Annotated in this window: 14 protein-coding genes, 2 pseudogenes and 1 riboswitch; of the genes and pseudogenes, 11 read left to right on the top strand and 5 right to left on the bottom strand. The window is 46.6% G+C overall.

What is annotated here, in order from left to right; translation table 11 throughout:
- Positions 1-326: 326 nt before the first annotated feature.
- The 5 genes and pseudogenes from NSQ19_RS13270 to ssuE all read left to right on the top strand — a co-directional run bounded on the left by NSQ19_RS13270 (position 327) and on the right by ssuE (position 4,566).
- The gene (locus tag NSQ19_RS13270) at positions 327-1,313 is read left to right on the top strand and encodes a sulfonate ABC transporter substrate-binding protein (RefSeq protein WP_340703001.1); all 987 of its coding nucleotides are present in this window, start codon (positions 327-329) and stop codon (positions 1,311-1,313) included.
- Positions 1,314-1,332: 19 nt separating this feature from the next.
- Positions 1,333-2,466, top strand: a complete 1,134-nt coding sequence (gene ssuD / locus NSQ19_RS13265; protein WP_340703000.1) for an FMNH2-dependent alkanesulfonate monooxygenase — start codon at positions 1,333-1,335, stop codon at positions 2,464-2,466.
- Positions 2,467-2,479: 13 nt separating this feature from the next.
- Positions 2,480-3,238, top strand: a pseudogene (ssuC, locus tag NSQ19_RS13260) (aliphatic sulfonate ABC transporter permease SsuC).
- Positions 3,239-3,252: 14 nt separating this feature from the next.
- Entirely contained in the window at positions 3,253-4,005 is a 753-nt protein-coding gene (locus NSQ19_RS13255) for an ATP-binding cassette domain-containing protein (RefSeq protein ID WP_013860528.1), read from the top strand.
- 21 nt (positions 4,006-4,026) lie between these two features.
- Positions 4,027-4,566: an NADPH-dependent FMN reductase gene (gene ssuE / locus NSQ19_RS13250; protein ID WP_013860527.1), complete on the top strand. Its 540-nt coding sequence runs from the start codon at positions 4,027-4,029 to the stop codon at positions 4,564-4,566.
- A gap of 88 nt (positions 4,567-4,654) precedes the next feature.
- Here ssuE and NSQ19_RS13245 read toward each other — a convergent pair whose 3' ends face one another.
- A complete protein-coding gene (locus NSQ19_RS13245; RefSeq protein WP_017553067.1) occupies positions 4,655-4,834 on the bottom strand; it encodes a YezD family protein in 180 nt (59 codons plus the stop codon).
- A gap of 116 nt (positions 4,835-4,950) precedes the next feature.
- A riboswitch (SAM riboswitch) is annotated at positions 4,951-5,057 on the bottom strand.
- Positions 5,058-5,201: 144 nt separating this feature from the next.
- On the opposite strand from NSQ19_RS13245, the gene NSQ19_RS13240 reads away from it, so the two are divergent.
- A complete protein-coding gene (locus tag NSQ19_RS13240; protein WP_019721568.1) occupies positions 5,202-6,743 on the top strand; it encodes a bifunctional GNAT family N-acetyltransferase/carbon-nitrogen hydrolase family protein in 1,542 nt (513 codons plus the stop codon).
- Between the two features lie 125 nt (positions 6,744-6,868).
- Here the strand turns inward: NSQ19_RS13240 and NSQ19_RS13235 are convergent, their stop codons facing one another.
- The 4 genes and pseudogenes from NSQ19_RS13235 to NSQ19_RS15795 form a co-directional block, all read right to left on the bottom strand.
- A complete protein-coding gene (locus tag NSQ19_RS13235) occupies positions 6,869-7,081 on the bottom strand; it encodes a hypothetical protein (RefSeq protein WP_237348592.1) in 213 nt (70 codons plus the stop codon).
- 74 nt (positions 7,082-7,155) lie between these two features.
- Positions 7,156-7,770, bottom strand: a complete 615-nt coding sequence (locus NSQ19_RS13230; RefSeq protein WP_340702999.1) for an AEC family transporter — start codon at positions 7,768-7,770, stop codon at positions 7,156-7,158.
- A gap of 401 nt (positions 7,771-8,171) precedes the next feature.
- Entirely contained in the window at positions 8,172-8,453 is a 282-nt protein-coding gene (locus tag NSQ19_RS13225; RefSeq protein ID WP_340702997.1) for a hypothetical protein, read from the bottom strand.
- Between the two features lie 233 nt (positions 8,454-8,686).
- Positions 8,687-8,838, bottom strand: a pseudogene (locus NSQ19_RS15795) (IS1380 family transposase); the annotation flags it as partial.
- A 188-nt stretch (positions 8,839-9,026) separates the two neighbouring features.
- Between NSQ19_RS15795 and NSQ19_RS13220 the strand changes: the two are divergent.
- The 5 genes from NSQ19_RS13220 to NSQ19_RS13205 all read left to right on the top strand — a co-directional run bounded on the left by NSQ19_RS13220 (position 9,027) and on the right by NSQ19_RS13205 (position 13,688).
- Positions 9,027-9,407, top strand: coding sequence for a YidH family protein (locus NSQ19_RS13220; protein WP_017553073.1), 381 nt, complete (start codon positions 9,027-9,029; stop codon positions 9,405-9,407).
- Positions 9,408-9,686: 279 nt separating this feature from the next.
- Positions 9,687-10,349 (top strand): TerC family protein, encoded by a 663-nt coding sequence (locus NSQ19_RS13215; RefSeq protein ID WP_340702996.1) that lies wholly within the window; start codon positions 9,687-9,689, stop codon positions 10,347-10,349.
- Between the two features lie 872 nt (positions 10,350-11,221).
- Entirely contained in the window at positions 11,222-12,616 is a 1,395-nt protein-coding gene (locus NSQ19_RS13210; RefSeq protein ID WP_340702995.1) for a C40 family peptidase, read from the top strand.
- Between the two features lie 312 nt (positions 12,617-12,928).
- A complete protein-coding gene (locus NSQ19_RS15790) occupies positions 12,929-13,072 on the top strand; it encodes a transposase (protein WP_327076880.1) in 144 nt (47 codons plus the stop codon).
- A gap of 157 nt (positions 13,073-13,229) precedes the next feature.
- A complete protein-coding gene (locus NSQ19_RS13205) occupies positions 13,230-13,688 on the top strand; it encodes a MarR family winged helix-turn-helix transcriptional regulator (RefSeq protein WP_013860517.1) in 459 nt (152 codons plus the stop codon).
- The last annotated feature ends 15 nt before the right edge of the window (positions 13,689-13,703 follow it).

Raw genomic sequence — 13,703 nt, 5'->3', positions numbered from 1 at the left:
TTCATGAAAGTGCACCATCCACCCCGATGCCGGCGGCCAGCACGAATCTTAAAAAAATATAATAATACTTTACATGTCGGAATAGTGGAATTAAAATGAATTTAACCTTTCAAACGGGAAACCACATCTGACGGGTACAGATGTGGAAAGACAATTGAAATATTTTGAAGCCGGCCGGTCAACCGAAGGCTCCTCACTTTATTTAAAAGATGAGGGGCCTTTTTTGCGGCCTTATACCCACTAAATAAATCGGAATGATAGGAAAGGAGACGGTGCCCATGTGTACCTCCTACATAATGCTATAAAACAGGAAAGGAGAGAGGGAAATGTTAAAAAAAGGAAAGCGGCTGGTGCCGGTCTATTTGCTGCTGATCACAGCCATTTTTTTACTCATTAGCGGATGCAGCACCGCAAAAGAGGATGCAGCGGCGGCAAAACCGGGCGCAAAAAGCGGCAAAGTGGTCCGGATTGGCTATCAGAAATTCGGGACCTTAAACATTTTAAAAGCGAAAGGGACACTTGAAAAAGCACTGAAACCGCTCGGCTATTCCGTAAAATGGACGGAGTTTCCCGGCGGCCCGCAGCTTTTGGAAGCGCTGAATGCGGGGAGCCTGGACTTTGGCCACACGGGGGAAGCGCCGCCCATTTTTGCCCAGGCGGTAGGGGCGCCGCTCGTATATTTTGCCAATTCGGCCAGCAATCCAAAAGGGGAAGCCATCATTGTCCCGAAAAATTCCAACATTCACAGCCTCAAAGATTTAAAAGGCAAAAAAATTGCGTTGAATAAGGGTTCGAATGTCCACTATTTGCTTGTACGGGCATTGGAGAAAGCCGGCATTTCCTACAGCAGCATCCATCCGGTTTTTCTGGCGCCCGCCGATGCGCGCACTGCATTTGAAAAAGGGGATGTCGATGCATGGGTGATCTGGGATCCGTTTTTGGCTGATGCACAGCTGGCAACGAAAGCCCGCACCATAGTGGACGGCACCAGCCTTGTCGAGAACCGGGAGTTTTTCCTGGCAGCAAAGCCGTTTGCACAAAACCATGCGGACGTTCTCCAAGTGATTTTTAAACAACTTGAGAAAACAGACCTATGGGTGGAGAAAAATCCAAAGCAGGCGGCTGAATTCCTGGCGCCGCAGATTGGAATGGATAAAAAATCATTGGAACTGGCGCTCAGCCGCAAACAGTTTGGCGTTGAAAAAATCACAGCGCAAACGATTAAGGGCCAGCAGCAAATCGCAAATGAATTTTACAAACTGAAGTTAATTCCGAAACCAATCAAAGTGAAAGAAGCCTTTTTATCCGACTAAATGAAAGGGGAAATGATACATGAAAGTATTCTGGTTTATACCGACGCATGGCGATTCGCGCTACCTAGGGGTAACAACCGGCGGGCGGGCCGTCACTTATCATTATTTAAAGCAAGTGGCACAAGCGGTCGACCAGCTCGGCTACACCGGGGCGCTGCTCCCAACCGGACGATCTTGCGAAGATGCATGGGTGGCGGCCTCGAGCCTGATTCCGGTTACTTCAAAAATGAAGTTCCTCGTTGCGGTCCGGCCTGGGATCATGTCTCCATCGCAGGCAGCGAGAATGGCCGCAACATTTGACCGGTTTTCTGAAGGGCGGCTGCTCATCAATGTTGTCACCGGAGGGGATCCGGTTGAACTGGCGGGGGACGGTCTCCATCTCAGCCACCGCGAACGTTATGAACTGACCGATGAATTTCTGACAATCTGGCGGAACTTGCTCGAAAACAGGGAAGCCGATTTTACAGGCAAATATTTAAACGTAAAAGGGAGCAAACTGCTCTACCCGACGGTGCAGCAGCCTTATCCGCCGCTTTATTTCGGCGGGTCGTCGGAAATCGGGCAGGAAGTGGCGGCAAAACATGTCGATGTCTATTTGACCTGGGGCGAGCCGCCGGAAAAAGTAAAGGAAAAAATCAGCCATGTCAAAAAACTGGCGTCAGCACAAGGAAGGACAGTGCGTTTCGGCATCCGGCTCCATGTCATTGTCAGGGAAACAGAAAAAGCGGCGTGGGATGCTGCCAATGACTTGATCCGGTATGTGGATGATGAACTCATCCAAGCGTCCCAAAAGATTTTCTCACGGTTTGACTCGGTCGGCCAGCAACGGATGACATCCCTGCACAACGGCAGCCGGGACCATCTTGAAATCAGCCCGAACCTTTGGGCCGGCGTCGGGCTCGTGCGCGGCGGGGCGGGAACGGCGCTTGTAGGTAGCCCGGAAATTGTCGCAGAAAGAATGAAGGAATATGCAGAACTTGGCATTGAAACGTTCATTTTATCCGGTTATCCGCATCTTGAAGAAGCGTACCGGACGGCTGAGCTGTTGTTCCCGTACCTGCCGCTTGAGCAGCCTGATGCCCCCGCTTCCAATATCATCAGCCCGTTCGGCGAGATTGTGGCGAATGATGCACTGCCGAAAGTATTAAAGTAAGGAGGCCGCTCTGATGTTGAAAAAACACGTCACGCCTTGGGTGGTGCCGGTTTTCCTGCTGTTTGCCTGGCAGCTTGCAAGTTCGGCCGGCATTTTGCCATCCAATGTGCTCCCAAGCCCTGTTGCCGTTGTAAAAGCGGCTTGGAGCCTCACACAATCCGGGCAGCTTTTCGATTATATCGCCGCCAGCGCAAAACGGGCACTGGTCGGATTTTTGGTTGGCGGCGGAATCGGATTTGGGCTCGGGCTGTTTACCGGGCTGTCCAAAAAAGCGGAGGGCCTGCTCGACAGTACCGTGCAGATGGTCCGGAACGTTCCCCATCTCGCCCTGATTCCGATTGTTATTTTATGGTTCGGGATCGGGGAAGAGGCGAAGCTGTTTCTCGTCGCGCTCGGCACCTTTTTTCCAATCTATTTAAATACGTTTCATGGCATCCGTTCGGTGGACAGAGCGCTGATTGAAATGGGGGGGGTTTACGGGCTGAAAGGGCCGGCGCTTTTTTGGCATATGATCCTGCCGGGGGCGCTTCCTTCCATTTTGGTCGGTGTGCGCTATGCGCTCGGGGTCACATAGGTAACCCTGATTGTGGCCGAAACGATTGCATCCAACTCCGGTATTGGTTATATGGCCATGAACGCCCGCGAGTTCATGCAACTTGACGTTGTCGTTTTGAGCATTGTCTTATATGCCCTTCTTGGAAAACTTTCCGACTGGCTGGCAAAAATCGCGGAACAACGATTGTTAAAGTGGCACCCGTCATATCAAAAATAAAGGAGGAGGAAACGATGACGAATAAGGTGTTTGCTGTGGAAATTGAGGGGCTGGAAAAATCATTCGGCAGCCATCGCGTCCTGCGCCATCTTCATTTGAAAATAAGAAAAGGGGAATTTGTTGCGATTGTCGGAAGGAGCGGATGCGGCAAAAGTACGCTCCTCAGGCTGCTTTCAGGGCTTGAAGCGGCAAGCGGCGGAAAAATTCTTATAAACGGGGCGCCTTTATCCGGCATAAATAGATCGGCGAAAATGATGTTTCAGGACGGCCGCCTGCTCCCGTGGAAAACCGTGCTTCAAAATGTCGGCCTGGGCCTTGCAGGAGACTGGAAGCATGCGGCCCGTGAAATGCTTAGAAAGGTCGGACTGGAAGGGCGTGCGGATGATTGGCCTTCATCCTTATCCGGCGGGCAGAAACAAAGGGTGGCGCTGGCGAGGGCATTAATCCATGAGCCGGACATCCTTCTCCTCGATGAACCGCTTGGGGCGCTTGATGCTTTAACCCGGATTGAAATGCATGCGCTGATCCAGTCTCTTTGGCTCGAAAAACATTTTACAGCCATATTGGTGACGCATGACGTGGAAGAAGCAGTCGCCCTCGCCGATCGGGTAGTGTTAATCGAAGAAGGGGAAATTGCGATGGACTGCCCGGTAAAACTCCCTTATCCGCGGAAAAGGGACCACGCCCTCTTTGCAGCAACGGCCAATCATATTTTAAACCGCATTTTAGGGAGCGGCCACCCGGTTTTGCATGCAATGAAAAATTAAGGAAGAAATGGAGGGATTCATATGGCGGAAAAAATAGTACTGCTGAACGGGAGCCCTTCTGCGTATACGAGATTAAATGGGATCCGTGATTATATCAGGGCCGGGTTAAGGGGGCACGGGTACGAACCGGAGCTCATCAATATCCGGGAACTTCCGGCCGGCGATTTAATGCATGCCCGGCAAAGCCCGCCCATCACCGGGGCATTAGGAAAAGTGGAAGAAGGCGATACGATAATCATTTTGACACCGGTCTATAAAGCGTCTTATTCCGGACTGCTCAAGACGTTTCTGGATCTTTTGCCGCAAAATGGCTTATCCGGCAAACAGGTGCTGCCGCTCGCCATGGGCGGCACATTCGGCCACTTGCTCGCGCTCGATTACGCCTTGAAACCGGTTTTGGCCTCACTCGGGACAACGTGCATCGAAAAAGGGGTGTTTATTCTCGACCAACAAGTGAAAAAGAGGGGTGGTTTTTATGAGCTGGACAGGCAAGCAGCCGACCGCCTGAATGCTGCTTTAAAAACAGCATTTCCGCAAATTTCCATACCGCTGTACTCTTAAACAAATCCGGCATTTGGACGATATCCAAATGCCGGTATTCGTGTAGCACGAACAACGGGAAAAGAGATAACCGGAATGCCGGCGCCCGTCATCCCATCTTTTGCTTGGGAAGTGCCGCTTTTTTCTTTTCCAGTGCAAACCGGACTTTCTCGGTTGTTTCGATCTGTGTGATGTTTCCTTCATGGATCGAAATGACCACTGTTCCAAACTCCAGTTTTTGCAATGATTCCATAATGCGGGCTACTTTCGTTTCATCAATATGAGCCATTTTTCATACCCCCAAAAATAAATTTCGTGTGTGCGTGGTGGTCCGGCCGGCAATGCGGATGATCCAAAAAAGAAAGGCCCCCTTCAAGAAAAGTTAAGAAGAGGGCGAGGCTCCTTAACTTATCTTCCAAGCTTGGCGCTTGCTGGAATTAGCACAGTATTCCCAAAAAGAATCTGTTGCTGAGGTTTCCTCGGGCCAGTCCCTCCCCCTCTCTTGATAAGCTGTATAGAAATAATTTGTTAAAACTATGATAAATAATATTATTCCGATTTGTCAACTTATATTTTCGACATTTCAGCTGCTTTTCGGGCAAAACCGATTCGGATAGGGTATGATAATAGAAAAAGTGTGTTAAGGGTGTGAGATTGTGCCAGAGACAGATGTATCCAAGTTTGAGAAGAAAATCGAGGTGCGGAACATCCGCTTTGAAGACATTGATGATATTATGGCATTGTCGAAAAAATGTTTTCCGGGGATGGAGCCGTGGAAACACGAGCAGCTGGAAAGCCATATCCGGATTTTTCCGGAAGGGCAGTTTTGCGTGGAATACGAAGGGAAAATCGTCGGTTCCTGCTCCAGCTTAATTGTCAATTTCGATGAATACGAAGACCAGCATACATGGGATACGATCACTGCGAACGGCTACATTACCAACCATAATCCGCACGGGCTCAACCTGTACGGCATTGAAGTGATGATCGACCCGGAATACCGGCGCATGAAGTTCGGGCACCGTTTGTATGAGGCACGGAAAGAGCTTTGCCGGAAAATGAACCTTCAAAGCATCATCATTGGCGGCCGGATTCCGAATTACAGCAAATATAAAGACAAAATGACCCCGCGCGAATACGTGGAAGAAGTCGAGATGCACAATATTTATGACCCGGTTCTGTCCTTCCAGCTGCTTGAAGGGTTCCAGATTATGCGGATCAACAGGCAGTATTTGCCGGATGATACAGCATCCGCTTCATTTGCAACGCTTATGGAATGGCATAACGTCGATTATTTGCCGAAGTCCCGCCGTGTCTATCATGCTTCGTTCCCGGTCAGGATTACAGCGATCCAATATATGATGAAAAAAATTGATTCCTTCGATGATTTTGTCAGACAGGTAGAATATTATGTCGATGTGGCCGCGGATTTCGGTTCTGATTTCGCCGTTTTTCCGGAAATTTTCACCACGCAGTTGATGTCCTACCTGGAAGAAAAACGCCCTGACCAGGCAGTGCGCCGGCTTTCCGGGTACACAGACCAATATATTGAACTGTTTACAGAGCTTGCCGTACGCTACAATGTCAACATTATCGGCGGGTCCCATTTTGTGGAAGAAGACGGGGGCATTTACAATGTCGCTTTTTTGTTCCGGCGCGACGGGACGATTGAGAGGCAGACCAAACTCCATATTACGCCAAATGAGCGGAAATGGTGGGGGATCGCGGAAGGAAACGAACTCAATGTATTTGATACGGATTGCGGGAAAATTGCGATTCTGATTTGCTATGATATCGAGTTTCCGGAGCTGGCCCGTGTCGCTGTCGACCACGGTGCGAACATTATTTTTGTCCCGTTTTGCACGGACGACCGCCAGGCCTATTTGCGCGTCCGCTACTGCGCACAGGCGCGGGCCATTGAAAACCAGGTGTACACCTGTATTGCGGGAACAGTCGGCAACCTGACCCACGTGGAAAACATGGATATCCAGTACGCCCAGTCCGGGATCTTTTCTCCCTCCGATTTCGGCTTTGCCCGCGATGGCATTGTCGGAGAATGCGATCCCAATGTCGATACCGTCGTTGTCGGCGATGTCGATCTTGAGAAGCTGCGCCGCAACCGCAACAGCGGCTCCGTCCGGCAACTGGCCGACCGGAGAAGAGATTTGTATCAGATTAAGATCAACACCAGGTCCTGAGCATGACGGACTGGACGCAAGACCGGCCGGGCAGCCGCCAAGTGCCTGAACGGCTGCTTGGAAAACCCGGATACCGTATCAAAAAACCGCTTAGAGGATGGAAGCTCTAAGCGGTTTTTCATGATTCAGGCGATCTTCAGCACGACCATCAGGCTGGTCATCAACACAATGCTGATCAAAATGGACAACGAGTTCAACGTGCTGGACATGGCGACATTGCCGCCGCATTTCTGGGTAAATGCCGTGCAGACGGCGTAAATCGGCGCAAACGCGATAATCACGAGCACGAGCCGAACTTCAAGCGGCAGCGGCAGCAGGAAATAAAAGAAATGCTGCAAACAGGATGGCCATTCCGTAACGGATGATAACGGCTTTTAAGATGCCCGCAACCTGGCTTTTTTCAAGCCGGAGTTCAAAACCGATCCCGATCATCAGCATGGCCAGAAAGCCGTTTGCCTGTCCGATGATTCCGGTAAATGCGGTCACGCCTGCCGGCAATGTAATATGCAAAAGCGACAGCGCAAGCATGATCAGATAGGTATCCATCGGGATGGATGAAAACATTTTTTAGGTAAGATGCCGCATTTGTTCTTTCGTTGTTGGCAACGGCGGAAGCAATCGAATATGTGCCGCCCGTGCATAAAACCGAATTGCCGGCATCGAACAGGCAAGTTGCCACTACGCCAACGGGCCCCAGGAAATTTTGTACATAGGGGAGTGTAAAACAGCCAATATTATAACCGGAATAATTGATCATGTTAAAGGCTTTTTCCGTATGGGTACGGCGCCAGGAAACGATATAGCCGGTTGCAATCATCACCAGATTGCAAATGACGCCGATTGCGACAAGCATTAACAGCGAAGTTTCAAGGGAGAGTTTTTCAAAATTTGTAATCACGGCGCATGGCAATGTAATGTTTAAAACCATGCGGGAAACCAGCTGAAAATCATCCGGCTTAAAAAATCCAATCCGCTTCAAAATGTAACCGAGCACAATGATCAAAATAAACGAAGCGGCTTTCGTCAACACAACACCCACATTTTTCCCAGTTTTCTTTTTGATCTAATTTCATTAAAAAACAATGAGAAAGAAACGGCAAGGAAAATTTTTGGCAACAACTTTTTTTCAGGTAATGTGCCGGTTCTTTTTTCTTCCACTTAAAATAAGGATGGAAAAAGACTCTTGGATATAAGGCATGGGAGCGGGTGATTGAAAAGGATTTGTAAATTCAATTTGTGAACACTATATAAAGTGTTGATCTTGCATGGCTATTGTGATCCCGGCAACGCATATAAAAAGTCCTCTTTGGCGATGTGAAGGATCTCGAAACGGGGATCCGGACCAAACCAAGAGGACCATTTTTTGAGAATCTTTTTGTAAGAAGAGGGACTTGCGGCTATTCATGTGAGCAGAGAAAAACGGGAAATTTACTTTTTTAAGAATTCAACATCTGCCCTTGTGTCAAGCAAATCACGATTGAGGATATCCAGTTTTTTGTCAATTTTTCTGACCTGTTCTTTAATTTCTTTTTGGCCTTCTTCTAAAGACGCCGTTCTCGTTTCCAGCGCCTCCATTCTGCTTTCCAACGCCCCCATTCTGCTTTCCAGCGCACTCATCCGTTCGGACAGATTTTTTTCCACGGATTTGATTTGGTCCGATAGTTCACGGATGGCCTGCAAAATCGCATTCTGGTCAATTCCTTTATCCACTTTTTCACCTCCCTCATACGACAAATTATACGATATTTTTTGCCATGGGTCTATGGAAAACAAATGCCGGGAAAAATCGGCTTCAGGCTGTATGGCGCATTGTATGAATAGTACTCCGATATTGAAGACGCATGCGATACAAAAATAAATGAACTCCTCATGTCCAAATTTCCTGTATTTTTCAATTTTTAATGGCAGGCTGTTTCGGTGGGAGTGAGTTTCAACCAACGAAAATGAAGAAATTGAGCGATTGTTTTCGAAAAAATAATTTTCTCATCGAATTCTCTAAAGATGAATTCACCCATATCAGAAGAAAGAGAATTTTCACAATTTGATAAATTATTTTGACGATTGAAATTTAGCTTTTTTGTGGTAAAGTAGCCAATATAAGAATCCTCTGATGGTTATTTCGTGGATGTTTTAACCTTATCAGAAATGGATTCTTTTTGCATTTGTTTGAAACATGGCTCGTTTAACTGAATACCTTGATAGATAGGGGATTTCGTGTTATCGAAGAACCATTACAATTCAAAAATATACGCATTTTTACACAGATTGGAGTTGCAGCAGTCTATGGAAAACCAAAAAAAGACAGTGCAGGGCAGTGTGAAGTTTGCCCAGCAGCACCTGGCAAATGAGAGGACATTTCTTGCATGGATCCGCACAGCCATTTCCATTATCGGGGTTGGTTTTTTAACGACTTCCTTGCACTTCACCATAAGGATCGCCTCCAGTCCATATATTAATACACTCGCCATCCTTTTGGGCATTTTCGCATGTGTGATCGGATTTATCACTGGCATTACGGCGGCGTTGCAGTACGCAAGGAAAAGAAGAGAGATCGAGAAGGGCATTTTTGTCCCGGCAAATTTTTCTGTTCATTTTCTTACCATCATCTTCACTGTACTCATTTTTATGATTTTTGTGTACCTCATGTCTTTGCTGGTTATGTAATGTTGTTGTTCTGAGTATAATTCATGGTCCTCCTTGGATATCAATTGCTTCGAAGCTTTGGACACCTTGAACCATATCAGCGGGGTTTTTTGTGCAAACCTCAAATTTCTTTCATTACAGGAATGCTCTACTTGATTTCTTTGGTACCTTTTTCAATCAGAAAAATCTTAGCTTGTCTGTTTTTGCTTCTGTCCAAATATATTAATAGGGGGACCGGTATGCGATGCTGTTTTTTTCGTTCCCGAAATGGATTGGCAAAGGCAGGGGTGACGTGTTTTTGTGATTTTAAAAATTTATTTGCTCAACCTGATTAGTGATCTGGATAATCTTCTTATTATTACAACGGTGGTTCGAAAGTATGGTTACGAGCCAAAACAGCTGTTTTTTTATATCGTTGTATGTCTAACGGTCAGTCGTACGATTTACGTAGTGATGATTCAGTATTTAACAGGGATCCCGGGATTTCGTGTGCTCGCAGGCATGATTCTTCTCTACATCGCTTTCCGTTTTGTGAGCTCCATCCAGCCTGATTCCGAGGCACGGCCCGTTCCAAGCATCACGGTCGTCAAAATGCTATTGATTGTGCTTGCGGCTGATTTTCTCGTCTGTATGGACAACGTTTTGATCACGTCCGGCATTTCCACCAATTTGCTGTACACGATGGCTGGCATAGCCTTAAGCTTAACGACCGTACTCGCTTTCTTCGAGTTCTTTTCTGAAATACTGGACAAAATTTCATGGGTACAGATTGTTGCCGGCGGTTTGATTGCACATGTTGCAATCACCGACATCTTTAAAGATCCGATGATGAAATACCCAGTGAGCTTACTGGAAAAAGTTTGGGGATTTCAATTACACGAATGGATCAACTTCATTGCACTGGATACCGCCATCTTTCTGATATTAATCGGATTCATGATTAAGGCAAGAAATAGGGCCTGATTAGTTTTCCGAAAGCGGTGCCGGGATGCGCGAACGTCCGGACCAGCAGCACAGGTTAAAAACAGTCCGCTTCCGGTAGCAAACAGCCCGGTGCGTTTGCAGCTATATACTGGATTGGAGTCCCGTAAGCCGGGCAAATCTTAGAGTGTCATATAACAATAAAAAGCCCCCCTGGTTCGTGGGAAAGATCCCGCTCACGAACCAGGGGGGGTGTTTTGTTGCGGGGATTTTTACAAATAAGCCTTCTTGTGGTGTTTTCCTTACAGAGATGGGAAATCTGTTCAAAATAATAACAATTTTACAAAACGTAAAGGATTCTGCTGAATGATTTGACATTTTGGCTAATGCGCTCCGGATCAAAACAAGTTAATATGAATTTATATAAATCATAAAATTCATTAAAAGGGGAAATCAGACTGGTTGAAAACTTGCTTTCCACTGAAATGATGGTGGATGAATTGAAGGAATGGGACAAAAAATATCAACCTGGAAGATGATCATGTGTGAGAGGGGGGGCGGTTCCGGTAACAGGCAGTGTGGTGGCAATCTGCTGGCCTCTTCCACCAGCCGCGTTTTCCCAATGAATGCAGGGAACATTCGCCTATACAACCGAATGACTCCTCGCTGCCAAAGCGGGGGATTTTTTGTGGATTGAATAGAAGTGTGACCTTTTTCCTATATAAATTGGTTTTATCACAACTATATTCCTAAAATGGTAAATTTTCTATGAGATTACAGTTGAATTACGTTTTCATAGAATGATTGAAAGTGGGGGTGAATTTTTTTAAAATAGGGTTTGTGAGTGAAACAAACCATGACCCTTTATATATAGCCAATGAAAATTTTTTTAAACATCCAGGAGGTTTTCGATCTTGACTCGAAAAAAAGTATTGTCTGTTACCGCCGGCATGACATTAGCGTCTTTAATTGTAGGTTCTGCATCAACGGAAGCAGCTACATACACGGTCAAAAAAGGAGATTCATTGTGGAAGATTTCCCAACAATACCATACAACGGTTTCCCAAATTAAAAGTGATAACCATTTGACAGGCGATATTATTTATCCGAATCAGAAATTTAAGGTGCCGTCTAATACACCAAAAAAATATAAAATTGTATCAGGGGACACGCTTTCCGCCATTGCAAAAAAATACGGCGTTAAAGTATCCCAATTGAAAGAGTGGAACCATTTAAACTCTGATTTAATTTATGCCGGAGATATCCTGAAAATTAACAGTTCTTCCGCTACAACCAGCAGTACTGCCAATAGTACGGGAAACAGTACTGCCAACAGTATTGCCAATAGTACTGCGAATCGTAACGCCAACAACAGCACTGCCAACAGCAGCGCTGCAAATAACACCGCCAAAAGTGCTGCAACGCAAAAAAGCACTGCGCCAAACGGCACCTATCATATTGTGAAAGGCGACACGCTTTCCGGCGTTGCGCAAAAATTCGGCGTGACCGTTTCTCAATTGAAAGAATGGAACCATTTAAGCTCTGATTGGATTGTTGCCGGAAGTGCTTTAAAAGTGGACGGCCCATCCAGTGCTGCAAGCAGCTCGAATGGAAGCAGCACGCAATCCAATCAATCGTCTGGCGCCGCAAGCAGCTCTTCTAACGCAGGAAGCGCAAGTTCACAGACAAGCGGCTCGTCCAGCACGGCAAGCAGTTCGTCCAACAATTCGGGCAGCACAACCAACAGCTCGCAAGCAAGTCAATCGTCCGGTGCTGCAAGCAGTTCACAAGCAAGCGGCTCAACCAGCAGCTCACAATCCAGTCAGTCGTCCAGTGCTCAAAGCAGTTCGTCTAACGCCGGAAGCAGCTCATCCAGCTCTGCAAGCACAAGCAGCTCAAGAGCCGTTTCCAAAAACACGGTATCATCAAGTTCAAATTCGGGCTCTTACAGCGGCTCCGCAGTGGCACAAATTGCACAAAAATACATCGGCGCACCATACCGTTTCGGTGGCACAACGCCAGCCGGATTTGACTGCAGCGGTTTTGTTTACTATGTACTTAACGAGGCCGGCAAATCCATTGGCCGTCTGGATGCAGCAGGATTCTACAGCAACTCCTACAGAGTAAGCAACCCGCAGCCCGGGGATCTCATTTTCTTTGAAAATACCTACAAATCCGGAATCTCGGACGTCGGTATCTATCTCGGAAACAACCAGTTTATCTCTGATTCGGACAAGAGCGTCTCAATCAAAAGCTTAAGCAACCCTTACTGGAACTCCCATTTCAACAGCATCAGGAGACTCTATTAAGATAAAAAAAGCCGGCAGCATGCCGGCTTTTTGTTTTAATGTTTTCTGTTACAGTTTACAAAGCGGAAAATCTCTAAAAAGAATTCCTATTTTATTACTGCAACAGTCCTGATCGCTGTAACAACTCCTTTAATTTTTCTAATTTCTCTTTGCTAAGTTGGGGCTTGCTGAATAAGCAAAAATTCCAGATTTGGCAAGGATTTTGGCTACTTTTGTCGAATATAAAGTGTAAGGATTTCAAAGGAAACACGTAAAAAACTATAGTGGACCCATAAAACTAGACACGAAATGAGGAGATGTTAAAGTAGGTTTATGAGAAAACAATATACGCCAGAATTTAAAACTCAAGTCGTGCTAGAGGTCTTAAAAGAAGAAAAAACGATGAACGAAATTGCTGCTGCTCATGGAATTCATGTAAACCAAATCCGCCAGTGGCGAAACGCTTTTCTTTCTTGAACAGATGCCCAAAGTCTTTGAAAAAAGCAACAAAAAAGTTGATAAAATGAAAGCGGGAAACAACAGGAATGCTTATCTTTTCTTGATGCAGCGCTTTACAGTCCCCAATTACTTTAGTAAACTAAATAAAGTAATTGATTCCAGGAGGCGTTCCGTTATGGAAGATAGCAAAATGGACCAGTTCCTTACGCATTGGCGGTATATTAACCGGCATCTGCGGGAAGGGCGGCTGGCAAATGAAGATAAAAAGATTACACGTTTACAGTGGATATTGTTGCGGCATGTCGGCAGGTCCGGGCAGTGCACGATGGGGAGCCTTGCCGACCATTTCAATGTCAGCATGAGCACGGTGTCGCAAATGATCGACCGGCTTGAAAAATGGGGATACGCCCGGCGCGTGGCGTCAGCCCGCGATGGCCGCGTAAAAATGGTGTCCCTGACAGAAAAAGGAGAAGAAATCATCAAGGAAGCAAAAACCGCTTATCTCCAGCAGCTGAGCAATGGATTAAGCCAATTCTCAGAAGCGGAGCAGGAACTGTTTATTGGATTTCTGCAGCGGCTTGCTGAGAATTTAAAAGTGTCAAAAGGCGATCACCAGACGGATAAAAAGGCGTAAGCAAAAATTGATTTC

The organism is Weizmannia sp. FSL W8-1119 (assembly GCF_038008605.1).
Classification (GTDB): domain Bacteria; phylum Bacillota; class Bacilli; order Bacillales; family Bacillaceae_C; genus Weizmannia; species Weizmannia coagulans.
Note: the sequence above shows the minus strand (reverse complement) of the source record. Positions and strands in the feature narration are given on the sequence as shown.

What these genes read in the sequence shown, in the direction of transcription:
- NSQ19_RS13255 (WP_013860528.1), top strand. Translation starts at nt 3,253, where the DNA reads ATGACGAATAAGGTGTTTGCTGTGGAAATTGAGGGGCTGGAAAAATCA.
- NSQ19_RS13220 (WP_017553073.1), top strand. Translation starts at nt 9,027, where the DNA reads ATGGAAAACCAAAAAAAGACAGTGCAGGGCAGTGTGAAGTTTGCCCAG.
- NSQ19_RS15790 (WP_327076880.1), top strand. Translation starts at nt 12,929, where the DNA reads ATGAGAAAACAATATACGCCAGAATTTAAAACTCAAGTCGTGCTAGAG.
- NSQ19_RS13205 (WP_013860517.1), top strand. Translation starts at nt 13,230, where the DNA reads ATGGAAGATAGCAAAATGGACCAGTTCCTTACGCATTGGCGGTATATT.
- NSQ19_RS13245 (WP_017553067.1), bottom strand. Translation starts at nt 4,834, where the DNA reads ATGGCTCATATTGATGAAACGAAAGTAGCCCGCATTATGGAATCATTG.
- NSQ19_RS13270 (WP_340703001.1), top strand. Translation starts at nt 327, where the DNA reads ATGTTAAAAAAAGGAAAGCGGCTGGTGCCGGTCTATTTGCTGCTGATC.
- ssuE (WP_013860527.1), top strand. Translation starts at nt 4,027, where the DNA reads ATGGCGGAAAAAATAGTACTGCTGAACGGGAGCCCTTCTGCGTATACG.
- ssuD (WP_340703000.1), top strand. Translation starts at nt 1,333, where the DNA reads ATGAAAGTATTCTGGTTTATACCGACGCATGGCGATTCGCGCTACCTA.